This window comes from Paraburkholderia acidicola, assembly GCF_002362315.1.
In the GTDB taxonomy this organism is placed as follows: Bacteria; Pseudomonadota; Gammaproteobacteria; order Burkholderiales; family Burkholderiaceae; genus Paraburkholderia; species Paraburkholderia acidicola.
On the sequence record NZ_MTZV01000004.1, the window covers coordinates 1,631,241 to 1,646,353 of the forward strand.

Consider the following 15,113-nt stretch of genomic DNA (forward strand, 5'->3'; position numbering starts at 1 on the left):
CTCTCCGTGGTTCGAATGTCGATCTTGACGGCGATCGCGTGTCGTCGCGTTGTGCTTTCGACGGGGTAGTCTGCTTCGTTTGTGTTGGCTACATCAGGCCGGAAACGTGCGCGCGACGATCGCCGCATGATCGAACGTTGCAGGCAGCGTGCCGTACACGCGACCGCTATCGCCACAACCGTCGGCGAGCCTCGTTGCGATGAATGCATCGGCCACATACGACGGCGCATGTTTGACCAGCAGCGTGGCCTGCGCGACTAGCACGATCTGTTGCGCGATGCGGCGCGCGGATGCTTCGCGTGTGTCCGGTGCCGAGGTGAGCGTCGCGAGCAAACGTTCCACTGCAGCGCCGAGCGCGGGATGCGCATGGGCATCGGCACGCCATGCGGCCAGTAGCGCGTGTGCGGCGTCGGGTTCACGCTCCATCGCGCGCAGCACGTCGAGGCACATCACGTTGCCGGAGCCTTCCCAGATCGAATTGACCGGTGCCTCGCGATAGAAGCGCGCCATCGGGCCTTCTTCGACATAACCGTTACCGCCCCACACTTCCATCGCTTCGCCGGTGAATTCGAGCGTGCGCTTGCACACCCAGTATTTCGCCGCCGGCGTAACGATGCGTCGCCAGGCGCGTTCTTCGGGAAGGTTCGCGGTGTCTTCGAACGCACGCGCGAGGCGCATGAACAGCACGGTCGCAGCCTCCGATTCCAGCGCGAGATCGGCGAGCACGTTGCGCATCAGCGGTTGATCGACGAGATGCTTGCCAAAGGCGCTGCGATGCCGCGCGTGATGCACCGCCTGCACGAGCGCCGCGCGCATCAGCGCCGCGCTGCCAATCACACAATCGAGCCGCGTGTAATTTGCCATCTCGATGATGGTCGGCACGCCGCGGCCTTCGTCGCCTATCAGCACGCCATAGGCATCGAGAAATTCGACTTCGCTGCTCGCGTTCGAGCGGTTGCCGAGCTTGTCCTTCAGACGCTGCACCTGCACTGCGTTCTTGCTGCCGTCCGGTGCGAAGCGCGGTACGAAGAAGCACGACAGCCCCTCGTGATCGTCGGTACGCGCGAGCACCAGATGCGCGTCGCATTGCGGCGCCGAGAAAAACCACTTGTGGCCAACCAGGCGGTAGGCGGCGCCGCGGCCGCCGCCACCGTCCGTGGAGAACGCGTGTGTCTGGTTGCTGCGCACATCGGAGCCGCCCTGTTTCTCGGTCATGCCCATGCCGATCATCGCGGATCGTTTCTGCGCGAGCGGTGCGTCGCGCGGATCGTGCTCGCGTGCATACAGTTTGTCGCGCAGCATGGCGAACAGCGCGGGTTCGCGTTGCAGCACCGGGATGCTCGCGAAGGTCATCGTCAGTGGGCACAGCGAACCCGATTCGAGCTGCCCGTGCAGGAAGTAACCGGCGCAGCGCGCGGCCATCGCGCCCGGCTGCGGATCGGAAAACGGTAGCGCGTGCAGACCTTCGTGGCGCAGCAACGCGACTAGCGAGTGCCACGCGGGATGGAATTCGAGCGCATCGATGCGTTCGCCGCGCGGGCTATGCGTGAAGAGCTCGGGTTCATGCCGGTTGGCGAGCCCTGCGAGCGCAATGATGTCGGGTGTGCCGAGTTGGGCGCCGTCGCGCAACAACGCATCGCGATGCCACGTCGCCCCTTCGCGTTCGACGGCGGAAGCGAGTACCGCGTCGGTGGCGAACAGGTTGTAGTCCGCGAGCGGCGGGACCTGATTCGTCACGTCGTGCGTTTTGCCGGGGGCGTGCCATTCCATCTACTGTCTCCGTTCACCGGTACGTGCCGGGCCGTCTGTCGCGAGGTGTCGTTTTACCGCTCGATGCGGCGCCCTGTCGTGCAAAGCCTGCCTGTGGCGTAGGGTGTTTGAATGACGGCGAGGCGGCGCCGGGGGCGCGAGCAGCATCTTTCATCATAGGGGGACGGGATGCGATCCGTTTAGAGGGATCGCTCTGACATCGGGCGCCGCGCGCACCGTCGCGCTCCCTACAATGCGGCATGAGACGCACGTAGACAAGTGTGCACGCAACATGCCGCACGGGCAATGTGGGCGCTGATGTTGCAGGCTCAAGTGGCTAATAGACGGAGACAGGGATGCAATACGACTACATCATCGTCGGCGCTGGATCGGGCGGTTGCTCGCTTGCCAGCCGCCTCGCGGACAGCTGCCCCGATGCAACGATCGCGCTGATCGAGGCGGGGCCGCATACGGACCGCAACATGTTCGTCAACATGCCGACCGGCGTGGCCGTTGCCGTGCCGTACAAGCTGAAAACCAACTACGGTTACGAAACCGAACCGCAACCGGGTCTGGCCGGGCGGCGCGGTTATCAGCCGCGTGGCCGCGGCTTCGGCGGATCGAGTGCGATCAACGCGATGATCTACACGCGCGGCCATCCGCTCGACTACGACGAATGGGCACAGCTCGGCTGCGACGGTTGGGGCTGGCCCGATGTGCTGCCGTACTTTCGTCGCGCCGAGGGCAACGAGCGCGGCGCCGATGCGTGGCACGGCGCTGACGGTCCGTTGACGGTCAGTGATCTGCGCTTTCGCAATCCCTTTTCGCAGCGTTTCGTGCAGGCCGCGCTCGAAGCAGGGCATCGGCCGAACAACGACTTCAACGGGCTCGATCAGGAGGGTATCGGGTTCTATCAGGTGACACAGCGCGACGGTCGCCGTTGCAGCGTGGCGCGGGCATACATTTACGACCGTCCGCGCTCGAATCTGCATCTGATCGCCGATGCCACCGTGCTGCGCGTGACGTTCAATGGCAAGCGCGCGAGCGGCGTCGAAGTGGTGCGCGGTGGCCGCACCGAAACACTCGAAGCACGCGCGGAAGTCGTGCTTGCGAGCGGCGCGTTCAATTCGCCGCAACTGCTGATGTGTTCGGGCATCGGCCCTGCAGACCATCTGCAGGCGCTCGGCATACCGGTGCTGCACGATGCGCCGGAAGTCGGACAGAACCTCATCGATCACATCGACTTCACGATCAACAAGCGCGTACGTTCGATTGAGCCGACCGGTTTCTCGCTGCGCGGCATCGCGCGCATGCTGCCGCAGTTAGTCACGTTCACCCGCCACGGACGCGGCATGCTGTCGAGCAACGTTGCGGAGGCCGGTGGTTTCCTGAAGAGCCGACCGACCCTCGATCGGCCCGACCTGCAACTGCATTTCTGCGCAGCGCTCGTCGACGATCACAACCGTCACATGCATTGGGGCCACGGCTATTCGCTGCACACCTGCGTGCTGCGACCGAAGAGCCGCGGCACCGTCACGCTCGCGAGCGCCGATGCGCGCGTCGCGCCGCTCATCGATCCGCGCTTTCTGAGCGATTCGCGCGATCTCGATCTGCTTGTCGAAGGCGCGCATATTGCCCGACGGATTCTCGATGCGCCTTCGCTCGCGCTGTCCGGCGGCAAGGAGCTGTACACAAGTCCCGATCAGAACGACGCGGATCTGCGCCGGACCATCACCGAGCGTGCCGACACGATCTATCACCCGGTCGCGACCTGCAGGATGGGTCCGGACGAAAGGTCGGTGGTCGATCTGAAGTTGCGGGTGCGCGGCGTGTCGGGGCTGCGGATCGTCGATGCGTCGGTGATGCCGACGCTGATCGGCGGCAATACGAATGCGCCGACCGTGATGATCGGCGAGCGCGCGGCGGAGTTCATCGCGGCCGCGCGACGCGTGGGCGAGCCGGCAGCGGAGGGCGTGACGGCCTGATCACGCGAGCGGTGAAGCAGACCGCAGATTCCTGAATGCGGCAGATAGCAAGCACACAACCCGCCGTCGCGATGCGTGACGGCGGGTTGTGTCTTTATGGCTCGCCATCTCGCGCCGGAACCTACTTGAAACGCCACCGGATTTAAAGGATTTCAATAAATCTGTTGTCCGGATAACACGCATTCTGACCAAATATTTCGGACAAAATAAAAGTCGATTCACAGTCACAGAAATGAAACCGGGCCTCTCTAAGGTTCGTCTGGCCGCACGTCAGGAAGCTCCGGATAGTCCTCTCCGTTGGGCACCAGAGGCGGTTTCCCCGCCCCTGGTCAGGCTACCGGCATGCTGGACGTTTGAGCGTGCAGATTATTTTGATCGTACGATTCTTCAAATTAATCGAATAGCAATTAAACAATAAAAGCAATCAAGCGGTACACGGTTTAGAGATCTTATCAACAAGGTTAAATCCTCTTTTAGAGAACGAAAAAGGCTGCGATGAAAATTCAAAAGACCACGGTCGCCTTCATGGCGATGGGCGCATTTGCGGGTGTTGCACACGCGCAGAGCAGCGTGACGCTGTACGGTGTTGCCGACGGCGGTATTCTGTTCAACAACAACGTCAAGGGCGGGCAGCAATTTGCGCAATCCAGCGGCACCTCGTCGCGCTGGGGTGTGTTGGGCGCTGAAGACCTGGGCGGCGGATTGAAGGCGATCTTCGATCTGGAAAACGGCTTTACCCTCGGCACGGGCGGATTGAGCCAGGGCGGCCTCGAGTTCGGACGAAAGGCGTTTGTCGGCCTGAAGAGCGACACCTACGGTACGGTGACGGCGGGGCGCCAGTATTCCGCCAGTAACGATGCGACGGCCGTCTTTGCGTCGGGCGCCGACTGGGCTGCATCGGGCCTCGGTTACGGAACGCGCGCCGGCGACGTCGATAACGTCGATACGTCGAACCGGGTGCAGAACTCGATCAAGTATCAGAGCCCCAGCTTCCACGGCCTGTCGGTTGGCCTGCTGTACAGCCTTGGCGGTCAGGCGGGGCAGTTCACGAAGAACGAGGTCATCGACGGAGCCGTTTCGTATCTGAACGGCCCGCTGCGGCTCGGCGCGAGCTACATGTTCACCAAGAACCCGTACTACGCGACGTTCGGCGATCAGGGCAACTCGTCGTCGCCGACATCGTCGGCTACGGGCGCGAACAACAACATGCCTAGCCGTATTTACGGCGGCTACGCGTCGGCGGGTGCGCAGCAGATCATCACGGCCGGCGGTTCGTATGTGCTCGGCTCGGCAACGATTGCCGTGCTGTACTCGAATACGCAGTTCCAGAACCTCGGTGCGGTCAATGCGGTAGGCAGCTACGGCACCAAATACAACGGTGGAACAGCGACGTTCAATTCGGGCGAACTGAACGTGAAGTACCAGTTGACGCCCGCCCTGATCCTGGCCGGCGCCTACATCTATACGCACAACGGCGGCGCCGATGGCGTTGGCAGCGCCAGCTACAACCAGGTCAACCTCGGCACCATCTATTCGCTGTCGAAGCGCACGTCGCTCTACGCGATCGGTTTCTACGAAACCGCTTCGGGCGTCGACTCGACGGGCAAGAAGGCGGTGGCGGACTTCAGCGGATCGTCGTACTCATCGACGAACCATCAGGTGGCGGCGATTGTGGGTATGACCCACCGGTTTTAAGCGGATGGTCTGATGCCCCGGGGGCGATCGTGCCCGCGGTAGCGTTGGTTTCGTGAAGAGATGTGCTTCGGCCTTCTCTGCCTGCTTCGCGGCGGGTAGAGAAGGCTTTTTCTTGTGTGGCGTCCGAGCTGACCGGGATTGCACTGTTCGGAAATTGTGGCAAATGTATTCGCCACAGACACATTTATCCCACGCCTTTCGCTGAGTAGAGTGGCTCCAGTCGCACCGTTCTCAGATCCGGGCAACGTCCCGACGGTGCATCGACACATCGAACCATCGAATCTCAAAGGAAGCGATCATGGGCAAGCTGACTGGCAAAGTAGCTGTTGTAACGGGCGCATCGAAAGGTATCGGCGCGGGTATCGCAGTTGCGCTCGCGGCGGAAGGCGCGTCGGTTGTTGTCAACTATGCGTCCAGCAGGGAAGGCGCGGACGCAGTTGTCCAGACCATTACGGCGGCAGGCGGCAAGGCAATTGCCGTGCGCGGTGACGTGTCGAAAGCTGCGGACGCAAAAGGCATCATCGATGCGGCTATCAACACCTACGACCGCCTCGACATCCTCGTCAACAATTCGGGCGTGTATGAGTTTTCGCCGCTCGAAGAGATCACCGAAGAACACTTTCACAAGCAGTTCAATGTGAACGTGCTGGGTCTGCTACTTACGACGCAGGCTGCTGCAAAACATCTGGGCGAAGGTGCGAGCGTGATCAATATCGGTTCAGTCGTCAGTCGCCTTACGCCGCCGGGAAGCGCCGTGTATACGGCGACCAAGGGCGCTGTCGATGCGATCACCGGTGTGCTCGCCAAGGAACTTGGACCGAAGAAGATCCGTGTCAACGCATTGAACCCGGGCATGGTGAACACCGAAGGCGCACGCGGTGCCGGCTTCATCGGTTCGGAGATGGAAACGGGGCTCGTCAGCCAGACGCCGCTCGGCCGTGTTGGCCAGCCCGACGATATCGCTGCGGTCGCAGTGTTCCTCGCGTCGGATGATGCCCGGTGGTTGACGGGGGAACAGCTTCTTGCGGGTGGTGGTTTGCGCTAACGCGGTTGTTTATGCGGTTGCTTCGCCCGGCGGTGCGGGTTTGCCTGCCGTCGGGCGAAGGCAGTACTGCGCACCGCAATCAAGCAAACGAAATCACCAGTTTCTTACCGCACGCTGCCGCGTATTTACGCAGCGTCGCGAACGACGGCGAATGCTTTTCGCTCGACAGCGATGCTTCAAGCCGGGACACCGCAGAAGCGGTCGTGCCCATGCGCTCGGCAATTTGCGCCTGCGTCAACCCTGCATCGCGACGGGCCGACAGAATCACATGCAGGGCTGAATATTCATCACCCAATGCATCATATGCGGCCTTAACGGCCGGCTTGCTGAGCAGGCGTGCCGTGTCATCCTTCGTGTGCGGCACCGGGTTGAATCCATCGGCGCGCGCATATTTCGGTTGTACCTTAGCCATTACGTACCTCTTTCAGACGCGCGTGAGCAGTGCGCAGTTCGTTCGGTGGCGTTTCCTGTGTTTTCTTTACGAAGGAATGCAGGACAACGACGTGTCGGCCGACGTGCGTGCAATAAAACACACGCCCGATACCCTCCCGCCCTCTCGGGCGCAACTCAAAAAGACCGTCGCCCATCGCGCGCGAATGCGGCATGCGCAAATCGGCTCCGAATTCCTGCATTAGATCGAGCAGCCGCAGGTAGTCAGCCAGAACGCCTACCGGAAAGGCGAACACGTCGCGTTTGACACGATCGTTGTAGTAAGTGACGGTCCATGTCATAGATGATGTTAGCAAATATGTTAATACGTGACAAGTGCCCTGGTCGTGCCGGAGGGCACGAAGGGTCACCGGTGAATGGTCTTCATTTATCCGGGCGGTCTCTTGGGGCCCTGTACCGGAGTTCGTACTCTCTGGGGGGAGCGATGATCGACAATCTAGTGTGCAATGTCGGTCGTCTCAAGTTAGCCGAATGGTGTCTTCACAGCGCATCGCTCTCGCGCCTGACTTATCATGGCCAGGGCTCTCGCGTCGCGACAGCCTTGTTGCATTGGTAGCCATCGCGAGCCTTGTCGATTCTTCTGCGATGCGCTGCATTCCGGTTCACACGGGCGTACAGAGGTCAGGCGATGGATACTCAACAACAGCCAGGCTCATCCGCGGACAACAGCACTCGCCCCGTCCAGGTCTGGGACCTCCCAATACGCCTGTTCCACTGGCTAACTGTCCTGCTGGTAGCCGGCGCCTACATAACCGAGCGATTTAACTGGATCGACTGGCATGTGCGCATCGGCGAGACGTTATTCGCGCTCGTGTTGTTCCGGTTGTTGTGGGGTTGCTTCGGCAGCGAGACCGCGCGGTTTCGCAGTTTCGTCGCTTCACCTGCTGCCGCATGGGCTCATCTTCGCCATGTCTTTCGTCGCGAGGCGGATCTGCAGGTTGGCCACAACCCGGCTGGCGGCTGGATGGTGCTGCTGCTCCTCGCGTTGCTCTTCGTAGAAACGTTGAGCGGCATCTATGTCTATAACGAAGTCGCCGACGAGGGACCGCTGAGCGCATGGGTTCCCGCTTCCATCGCCAACGCGATTTCGACGGTTCACGCGATCGGATGGTACGTGTTGATTGCCGCAGTTGCGCTGCACGTTGGCGCAATCGTCCTTTACGCGGTCGCGAAGGGAAACAATCTGCTGCGCCCGATGCTGACCGGGCGCAAGCCGCTGCCGGCTTCGATCCGCGCGCCGCGACGAGCGCCGGTGTGGCGCGCGCTGGTGGCACTGGCCGCAGCGGCGATCGTGGTGACGTTGCTGGCAACGTACCTTTGATCGCCACTGCGTCTCTACATGGAAGAAATACTACGGCGACAGGCTATCGATTCCCTGCGCCGTCATCGCCAGCAATAGCCGTTCGGCACCGATGCCAAACCCGGCTCCCTCGCGATACGCTCCGCCGCCCGCCACCTGCTGCTGGGCGCCGAGTTCCGTGCAGCGCATCTCGAACCCACGGCCGTCGAGATAGTAGCTAAGCCCTCTGCGAGCCGCGTCATCGACGACATACCGCAACCCCAGCGAATCGAAAAATCCCGCGGCGATGGCCTGACTGCGCACAGCCGCCTGTTGTGGATCAGGGCAAAGATATTCGAATCCCAGTTGCGAGAACTCACGGTAGCGGCCGGCTTGCGGCCGCTCGTATCGATAGCATCGCGCGATATAAAACAGCATGCGTTCCCGCCGACGCCCGAGCAATGCTTCGCACTGTTCCTGGAAGAGGGCGGTCGCTTCGGGAATCAGACAACACGGGCGCCCCTTCTTGTCGGGGAACGCCCACATCTGGCCGATGATTTCACTGCCGCCGGCCTTCTCGATGAACGTGTCTTGCGACCACAGCGCGGGCACGATGGCCTCTTCGGCGCCTGCGTCAATGAAGATAGCTCCTGAAGCGACTTTCGAGCGTACGGATTTGCGCGGCTTCATTGCCGACGACGAAACGGGTTCCACGAATCATGGTCATGCTGAACTCCCTGTAGACAATAGACAATAAAAAAGGGCGCCGTGGGCGCCCTGGTCGTTGGTGCATGGAAGGGACTCGAGAGGTCCCGGGTTCCGTGCTATGGACGTAACGAACCACGGCGCAATGAGCTGCGGCCGTGATGATGGGATCTGATCGGGACGTTACGGAGTTCCATGCACTCGATACTGGCATACAAACCAGGACTTGTGGGCCGATACCGACATACCGACGATATCGGCCATGACGAAGAATTTCTGAAAGCGATGTCGATTCCCGGGATTTCCGTTCGTCGTAGTGGTAGAACCGCAGCACAATCTGCACGGTTCCCACTACCCACTCAAGGAGAAGACGATGCGTGTCATGGTGATGGTAAAAGCAAGCAGCGAATCGGAAGCCGGCAAGATGCCCAGCACGGAGCTGTTGACCGCGATGGGCAACTTCAACGAAGAACTCGTCAAGGCGGGTGTGATGCAGGCGGGCGAGGGGCTGCACCCAAGCTCGCGCGGCAAGCGCGTGCAATTTTCGGGCAGCGGGCGGACTGTGGTCGACGGGCCGTTTGCGGAGACGAAGGAACTGGTCGCTGGTTTCTGGCTGTGGCAGGTCAAGTCGATGGAGGAAGCCGTCGAATGGGTCAAGCGTTGCCCGAACCCGATGGAAAGCGATTCCGAAATCGAAATTCGTCCGCTGTTCGAAGCCGCTGATTTCGGCGCCGAACTCACGCCCGAACTGCAGGCTCAGGAGCAGCGTCTGCGTGCCGAGGCGGAAAACGCGGCGAACAAGCCGCGTTGATGTCGAACGGACAGGCCGGCCGCGCGAATCGTCTCGCGCGCCGGCCGGTTGCCGCTACACCGGCGTATGCATGAACTCGTCGCCGGCCTGGCTCGGCAGCGTTTCGCGCGCCACATCGAGCCACGCGCGCGCGGCATGCGACAGATAGCCATTGCGGCGCCAGCCGATCGCCATCTCCCATGGAATCTCCGGTTCGACGACCGGCAGACACGTGAACTGCACCGGATCGAGCCGCCGGCAATACGGCGCCGGTAGCAGGGCGATGCCGACGCCAGCCTGCACGAGCGCCGCCATGAAATCCCAATGACCGCTACGACCCACGATGATCGGCGCAAAGCCGGCCGTGCGGCACGCATTCAGCACAACATCGTTGAGCGCGAGGCTTTCCCCGTAGAACACGAACGGCTCGGTGGCCAGATCTCCGAGCGGCACCTGCTGCGCGCCGTCCCAGCGCGAGCCGCGACGCGCGACGAGCCACAGTAGCTGGCGCGTCATTGGTAGCACGTCGAGTGCTTGCGGATCGACGGGCTGCAACACGCCGCCCAGTTCGAGTTCACCGGCGATCAACGCGGCTTCGATGCCGCGCGCACCCTGCTCGAAGAGTTTCAGTTCGACTTTCGGATAGCGCTGGCGGAACGCCGCGATGGTCGGCGTGAACAGCGAGCCGCCCATCGGCGGGATGCCGATGGTCAGCTGGCCGCGGCCGAGCTTGTCCAGATCGTCGAGTTCTGCCTGCAACTGTGCGTGCGCGGCCAGCACCTCCTGACCGCGCTGAAACACGATGCGCCCGGCATCGGTGAGCACCATCTGGCGGCCATCGCGCAGCAGCAGCGGCGAGCCGATCTCATCTTCCAGCGACTTCACCATCTTGCTGATGGTCGGCTGCGTGACGAACATCTGCTCGGCCGCCACGGTGAAGCTCTGCTGACGAACGACTTCGACGAAATAACGGAGCGCGCGCAGTTCCATGGCTGAAGGCCCTCGGTGCAGGAGAATTCCAATTCGGAATGATGTGGATGATTCTAAGTCATTATATTTATGGCGTGGTGCTCCCTATACTCGGTTACGTCAAAAAACTAAGGGTTTTCCATGATCTCCCGCGCCTTTGCCCACTTGCCGCCGTTGTTGCGCGCCGTCGCGAACAGCCGCGCTGCCGGCGTGCTGCAAATCGTCCGGATTGTGCGGATCGCGCGGATTGCGGTGCAAAGCGCTGCGCTGGCGGGCATCTGGCTCGCCGCCGATTTCGTCGTGCGCATGCTCGACCTGCCGGTGCCCGGTGGTGTGGTCGGCCTCGTCGTCCTGCTCGCGCTGCTGTTCTGCGGCGGCGTGACGACACGCTGGGTCAAGGCTGGCGCCGACTGGCTGCTGTCCGACATGCTGCTGTTCTTTATCCCGGCTGCGGTCGCGGTCGTGCAGTACGGCGGTCTGTTTCGCGAGGATGGCTGGCGGCTGGCGCTGGTGGTCGTCGGTGGGACGCTGATGGTGATGTTCGCGGTCGCATTCGCCGTGGAACAGGCTGCGAAGATCGAGCGCCGTGTCGCGCTGCGGCGCGTGCGGCTGGCGCGCCATCTGGCGCGGGCCTGAGACGACCATGAGCGCGCTCTATACCTCCCTGTTCGCGGATGGCGCTTCACGCCTGATCGCGGCCGGCTGTTTCGTCGTGACGATCGCGCTCTACTTCGTCTCGAAGGCGCTGTACGCGCGCTTCCGCTCGCCGTGGTTGACGCCGCTCGTTGCCGTGCCGGCCGTGCTGGCCGCGATTGTGCTGATCGCGCATATTCCGTATCCGGTGTACTTCCGCGACACGCGCTGCCTGATGTGGCTGCTCGGGCCCGCGACGGTCGCGTTTGCCGTGCCGATCTACGAATATCGCGAGCTGCTGAAGCGTCACTGGATCTCGCTCGCCGTTGGCGTGACGGTCGGCATCGTGGTCGCGGTCGGTGGGTCGCTGTTGCTGGCGAGACTGCTGCATCTGTCGCCGGAGCTACAGCGCAGCCTGATGACACGCTCGATCTCGACGCCGTTTGCGCTCGCCGTGTCCGACAAGATCCACGCGCCACGCGAGCTGACTGCGCTGTTCGTGATCGCGACCGGTATCGTCGGGATGCTGTTCGGCGAACTCGTGCTGGCGCTCGTGCCACTGCGCACGCGGCTCGCGCGCGGCGCATTGTTCGGAGCGGCCGCGCATGGCGTCGGCACCGCGAAGGCGCGCGAGCTGGGCGGCGAGGAGGGTGTCGTCGCGAGCCTGACGATGATGATCGCTGGCGTCGTCATGGTACTGATCGCACCGCTGCTCGGCTTCCTGCCCGTCTAGCGGCTGTCGTAGCCAGAACCAGAAAAACCAGAAAAAACCCACCCAACGCCGTCATCGCGATTTGCTACAATCGCGGTTCGCCTTCGAGGAGCGTTGCGACGGGTTCACCCCGCCAGGCTTGGAGGCTTTCAATCGGACGGCTTGAAGAGTGCACGTAGCGCTTCGCAAACCACCGCATCGAACGGCGCTCACGTCAAATTTCTAGTCATTTTTAGAAAGGAGGGCGTGATGAACGCCGCAGTCTACGATTCCGCAAGTACTCAAGATTTCTCCGTTGCCGACCTGTCGCTGGCCGACTGGGGCCGCAAGGAACTCAACATCGCCGAAACGGAAATGCCGGGCCTCGTGCAGATCCGTGAGGAGTACAAGGTCCAGCAGCCGCTGAAGGGCGCACGTGTAGCCGGTTCGCTGCACATGACGATCCAGACCGGTGTGCTGATCGAGACGCTGAAAGCGCTCGGTGCCGATGTCCGCTGGGCGTCGTGCAACATCTTCTCGACCCAGGACCACGCCGCTGCCGCAATCGCGAAGACCGGCACGCCGGTGTTCGCGTACAAGGGCGAATCGCTCGACGAATACTGGGAGTTCTCGCACCGCATCTTCGAATGGCCGAACGGCGAATTCGCCAACATGATCCTCGACGACGGCGGCGACGCCACGTTGCTGCTCATCCTGGGTTCGAAGGCTGAGAAGGACCGTTCGGTCATCTCCAAGCCGACCAACGAAGAAGAAGTCGCGCTGTACAAGTCGATCGCGAGCCACCTCGAAGCCGATCCGACCTGGTACTCGACGCGTCTCGCGCACATCAAGGGTGTTACCGAAGAAACGACGACGGGCGTGCACCGCCTGTACCAGATGGAAAAGGAAGGGCGTCTGCCGTTCCCGGCCATCAACGTCAACGATTCGGTGACGAAGTCGAAGTTCGACAACCTGTACGGTTGCCGCGAGTCGCTCGTCGACGGTATCAAGCGCGCGACCGATGTGATGATCGCAGGCAAGATCGCGGTTATCGCCGGTTACGGCGATGTGGGCAAGGGCTGTGCACAGTCGCTGCGTGGCCTCGGTGCGACGGTGTGGGTGACGGAAATCGATCCGATCTGCGCATTGCAGGCGGCGATGGAAGGCTACCGCGTGGTCACGATGGAATACGCGGCCGACAAGGCCGACATCTTCGTCACGGCAACCGGCAACTTCCACGTGATCGGCCATGACCACCTGAAGGCGATGCGCAACAACGCGATTGTCTGCAACATCGGTCACTTCGATTCGGAAATCGACATCGCGTCGACGCGCCAGTACACGTGGGACAACATCAAGCCGCAAGTCGACCACATCATCTTCCCGGACGGCAAGCGCGTGATCCTGCTCGCTGAAGGCCGCCTCGTGAACCTCGGCTGCGCAACGGGCCATCCTTCGTTCGTGATGTCGAATTCGTTCACGAACCAGACGCTCGCGCAGATCGAACTGTTCACGGAAGGCAACAAGTACGAGAACAAGGTGTACGTACTGCCGAAGCAGCTCGACGAGAAGGTGGCGCGTCTGCATCTGGCGCGCATCGGTGCGAACCTCACCGTGCTGTCCGACACGCAGGCCGGCTATATCGGTGTCGACAAGGACGGTCCGTTCAAGCCGAATCACTATCGTTACTAATAGCGCTACGACATCGTGATGGCGCCCGCGGCGGGCAATCAGGCCGCGGGCGTCGCACGACGCTGCAGACAGGGCGGCCGGTATCGTGCAACTCACACGGTATCCGGCCGCTTCGCTCAATCCGGACTTCGCGCTTCCAAGGAGCTTGACATGACCGTACTGCTGACCTGGCTCATCAACGCGCTCGCGCTGCTGATCATTACGTACCTCGTACCGTCGATCCACATCAAGAGTTTCGGCACCGCGCTGATCGTCGCCGTGGTGCTCGGGCTGATCAACACGGTACTGCGGCCGATCCTGATCCTGCTGACGCTCCCGGTCACCATCGTCACGCTCGGTCTCTTCATCCTCGTCGTCAATGCGCTGTGCTTCTGGTTGTGCGCATCGCTGCTGAAGGGTTTCGAGGTGTCGGGCTTCTGGTCCGCGTTCTTCGGCTCGATCCTGTACAGCATCGTGTCGTGGCTGCTGTCCGCGCTGATTTTCGGCAATCGTTCGCTGATCTGACGCACGCCGCTCCTTTCGCCTGGCATCCACATCCATGAATCCGATAGAACTGTCATTCGAATTCTTCCCGCCGAAGACGCAGGAAGGTGTCGACAAGCTGCGTCTGACGTGCGTGCAGCTCGCGGCGCTCAAGCCGAAGTTCGTGTCCGTCACGTTCGGCGCCGGCGGCTCGACGCAGCAGGGCACGCTCGATACCGTCGTCGATATCGCGAAGGAAGGTCTCGAGGCGGCGCCGCATCTGTCGTGCATCGGCTCGTCGCGCGAGAACCTGCGCGCCATTCTCAACGAGTACCGCTCGCACGGCATTCGCCATATCGTCGCGCTGCGCGGCGACCTGCCGTCCGGTATGGGCGAAGTCGGTGAACTGCGCTATGCGTCGGAACTGGTGAGCTTCATCCGCTCCGAGTTCGGCGACTGGTTCTTCATCGAAGTGGCGGGTTATCCCGAGTACCATCCGCAGTCGCGTTCGCCGCGTCACGATCTGGAAAATTTCGCGCGCAAGGTCAAGGCCGGCGCGAACTCGGCGATCACGCAGTACTTCTTCAACCCGGATGCGTACTTCCGCTTCATCGACGATGCGCGCAAGCTCGGCGTCGATGTGCCGATCGTGCCGGGCATCATGCCGATCACGAATTTTTCGCAACTGATGCGCTTCTCCGAAATGTGCGGTGCCGAAGTGCCGCGCTGGATCGCACGGCAGCTCGAGAGTTTCGGCGACGATCGCGATGCGATCAGGGCGTTCGGACTCGACGTCGTGACGAACCTGTGTCGGCGGTTGATCGACGGGGGTGCGCCGGGCCTGCATTTCTACACGCTGAACGGCGCGGCCGCGACAAAATCGATCTGCGAACGGCTGGGTACCTGAGTAACGGCCGGGCGTGTGCCCGGCCAGGCGCCATTATCTATCCCAAAATCGCGCGCCCCGA

Annotated in this window: 15 protein-coding genes and 1 riboswitch; of the genes, 10 read left to right on the plus strand and 5 right to left on the minus strand. The window is 62.0% G+C overall.

Annotated features, from left to right (window positions below):
- Nucleotides 1-93 precede the first annotated feature (93 nt).
- The gene (locus BWP39_RS17670; RefSeq protein ID WP_096722240.1) at nucleotides 94-1,770 is read right to left on the minus strand and encodes an isovaleryl-CoA dehydrogenase; all 1,677 of its coding nucleotides are present in this window, start codon (nucleotides 1,768-1,770) and stop codon (nucleotides 94-96) included.
- A gap of 335 nt (nucleotides 1,771-2,105) precedes the next feature.
- Here BWP39_RS17670 and BWP39_RS17675 point away from each other — a divergent pair, with 335 nt between their 5' ends.
- The 3 genes from BWP39_RS17675 (at nucleotide 2,106) to BWP39_RS17685 (ending at nucleotide 6,474) form a co-directional block, all read left to right on the plus strand.
- Nucleotides 2,106-3,734 carry a GMC family oxidoreductase gene (locus tag BWP39_RS17675; RefSeq protein WP_096722242.1) on the plus strand — a complete coding sequence of 543 codons (1,629 nt, stop codon included), beginning with the start codon at nucleotides 2,106-2,108 and terminating at the stop codon, nucleotides 3,732-3,734.
- Nucleotides 3,735-4,229: 495 nt separating this feature from the next.
- Nucleotides 4,230-5,429: a porin gene (locus tag BWP39_RS17680; RefSeq protein ID WP_207556880.1), complete on the plus strand. Its 1,200-nt coding sequence runs from the start codon at nucleotides 4,230-4,232 to the stop codon at nucleotides 5,427-5,429.
- A 298-nt stretch (nucleotides 5,430-5,727) separates the two neighbouring features.
- A complete protein-coding gene (locus BWP39_RS17685) occupies nucleotides 5,728-6,474 on the plus strand; it encodes a glucose 1-dehydrogenase (RefSeq protein ID WP_096722244.1) in 747 nt (248 codons plus the stop codon).
- Between the two features lie 79 nt (nucleotides 6,475-6,553).
- Here BWP39_RS17685 and BWP39_RS17690 read toward each other — a convergent pair whose 3' ends face one another.
- Entirely contained in the window at nucleotides 6,554-6,886 is a 333-nt protein-coding gene (locus BWP39_RS17690; protein WP_096722246.1) for a helix-turn-helix domain-containing protein, read from the minus strand.
- Entirely contained in the window at nucleotides 6,879-7,205 is a 327-nt protein-coding gene (locus BWP39_RS17695) for a type II toxin-antitoxin system RelE/ParE family toxin (RefSeq protein ID WP_096722248.1), read from the minus strand. Before BWP39_RS17695 ends, BWP39_RS17690 begins: the two co-directional genes overlap by 8 nt.
- 347 nt (nucleotides 7,206-7,552) lie before the next feature.
- Between BWP39_RS17695 and BWP39_RS17700 the strand changes: the two genes are divergently transcribed.
- Nucleotides 7,553-8,245 carry a cytochrome b/b6 domain-containing protein gene (locus BWP39_RS17700; RefSeq protein ID WP_096722250.1) on the plus strand — a complete coding sequence of 231 codons (693 nt, stop codon included), beginning with the start codon at nucleotides 7,553-7,555 and terminating at the stop codon, nucleotides 8,243-8,245.
- A gap of 30 nt (nucleotides 8,246-8,275) precedes the next feature.
- Here BWP39_RS17700 and BWP39_RS17705 read toward each other — a convergent pair whose 3' ends face one another.
- The gene (locus BWP39_RS17705; RefSeq protein WP_235851433.1) at nucleotides 8,276-8,917 is read right to left on the minus strand and encodes an ATP phosphoribosyltransferase regulatory subunit; all 642 of its coding nucleotides are present in this window, start codon (nucleotides 8,915-8,917) and stop codon (nucleotides 8,276-8,278) included.
- A 364-nt stretch (nucleotides 8,918-9,281) separates the two neighbouring features.
- Here BWP39_RS17705 and BWP39_RS17710 point away from each other — a divergent pair, with 364 nt between their 5' ends.
- Complete coding sequence (locus BWP39_RS17710) at nucleotides 9,282-9,719, plus strand: YciI family protein (RefSeq protein ID WP_096722712.1); 438 nt, start codon at nucleotides 9,282-9,284, stop codon at nucleotides 9,717-9,719.
- 54 nt (nucleotides 9,720-9,773) lie between these two features.
- Here BWP39_RS17710 and BWP39_RS17715 read toward each other — a convergent pair whose 3' ends face one another.
- Nucleotides 9,774-10,688, minus strand: coding sequence for a LysR family transcriptional regulator (locus BWP39_RS17715; RefSeq protein WP_096722254.1), 915 nt, complete (start codon nucleotides 10,686-10,688; stop codon nucleotides 9,774-9,776).
- Between the two features lie 120 nt (nucleotides 10,689-10,808).
- Between BWP39_RS17715 and BWP39_RS17720 the strand changes: the two genes are divergently transcribed.
- The 5 genes from BWP39_RS17720 to metF all read left to right on the plus strand — a co-directional run bounded on the left by BWP39_RS17720 (nucleotide 10,809) and on the right by metF (nucleotide 15,052).
- Nucleotides 10,809-11,303, plus strand: coding sequence for a CidA/LrgA family protein (locus BWP39_RS17720; protein WP_096722256.1), 495 nt, complete (start codon nucleotides 10,809-10,811; stop codon nucleotides 11,301-11,303).
- 7 nt (nucleotides 11,304-11,310) lie between these two features.
- Complete coding sequence (locus BWP39_RS17725) at nucleotides 11,311-12,033, plus strand: LrgB family protein (RefSeq protein WP_096722714.1); 723 nt, start codon at nucleotides 11,311-11,313, stop codon at nucleotides 12,031-12,033.
- 79 nt (nucleotides 12,034-12,112) lie between these two features.
- Nucleotides 12,113-12,230: riboswitch (S-adenosyl-L-homocysteine riboswitch) on the plus strand.
- Nucleotides 12,231-12,261: 31 nt separating this feature from the next.
- On the plus strand, nucleotides 12,262-13,683 hold the full coding sequence (gene ahcY / locus BWP39_RS17730) for an adenosylhomocysteinase (RefSeq protein ID WP_096722258.1): 1,422 nt from the start codon (nucleotides 12,262-12,264) through the stop codon (nucleotides 13,681-13,683).
- A 150-nt stretch (nucleotides 13,684-13,833) separates the two neighbouring features.
- Nucleotides 13,834-14,187 carry a phage holin family protein gene (locus BWP39_RS17735; protein ID WP_091017354.1) on the plus strand — a complete coding sequence of 118 codons (354 nt, stop codon included), beginning with the start codon at nucleotides 13,834-13,836 and terminating at the stop codon, nucleotides 14,185-14,187.
- A 34-nt stretch (nucleotides 14,188-14,221) separates the two neighbouring features.
- A complete protein-coding gene (gene metF, locus BWP39_RS17740; protein ID WP_096722261.1) occupies nucleotides 14,222-15,052 on the plus strand; it encodes a methylenetetrahydrofolate reductase [NAD(P)H] in 831 nt (276 codons plus the stop codon).
- Nucleotides 15,053-15,113 lie beyond the last annotated feature (61 nt).

Bases quoted from the DNA above. Each gene is read 5' to 3' on its own strand.
- BWP39_RS17725 (WP_096722714.1), top strand. From the start codon at position 11,311: ATGAGCGCGCTCTATACCTCCCTGTTCGCGGATGGCGCTTCACGCCTG.
- BWP39_RS17700 (WP_096722250.1), top strand. From the start codon at position 7,553: ATGGATACTCAACAACAGCCAGGCTCATCCGCGGACAACAGCACTCGC.
- metF (WP_096722261.1), top strand. From the start codon at position 14,222: ATGAATCCGATAGAACTGTCATTCGAATTCTTCCCGCCGAAGACGCAG.
- BWP39_RS17715 (WP_096722254.1), bottom strand. From the start codon at position 10,688: ATGGAACTGCGCGCGCTCCGTTATTTCGTCGAAGTCGTTCGTCAGCAG.
- BWP39_RS17670 (WP_096722240.1), bottom strand. From the start codon at position 1,770: ATGGAATGGCACGCCCCCGGCAAAACGCACGACGTGACGAATCAGGTC.
- BWP39_RS17680 (WP_207556880.1), top strand. From the start codon at position 4,230: ATGAAAATTCAAAAGACCACGGTCGCCTTCATGGCGATGGGCGCATTT.
- BWP39_RS17720 (WP_096722256.1), top strand. From the start codon at position 10,809: ATGATCTCCCGCGCCTTTGCCCACTTGCCGCCGTTGTTGCGCGCCGTC.
- ahcY (WP_096722258.1), top strand. From the start codon at position 12,262: ATGAACGCCGCAGTCTACGATTCCGCAAGTACTCAAGATTTCTCCGTT.
- BWP39_RS17685 (WP_096722244.1), top strand. From the start codon at position 5,728: ATGGGCAAGCTGACTGGCAAAGTAGCTGTTGTAACGGGCGCATCGAAA.
- BWP39_RS17690 (WP_096722246.1), bottom strand. From the start codon at position 6,886: ATGGCTAAGGTACAACCGAAATATGCGCGCGCCGATGGATTCAACCCG.
- BWP39_RS17675 (WP_096722242.1), top strand. From the start codon at position 2,106: ATGCAATACGACTACATCATCGTCGGCGCTGGATCGGGCGGTTGCTCG.
- BWP39_RS17735 (WP_091017354.1), top strand. From the start codon at position 13,834: ATGACCGTACTGCTGACCTGGCTCATCAACGCGCTCGCGCTGCTGATC.
- BWP39_RS17695 (WP_096722248.1), bottom strand. From the start codon at position 7,205: ATGACATGGACCGTCACTTACTACAACGATCGTGTCAAACGCGACGTG.
- BWP39_RS17710 (WP_096722712.1), top strand. From the start codon at position 9,282: ATGCGTGTCATGGTGATGGTAAAAGCAAGCAGCGAATCGGAAGCCGGC.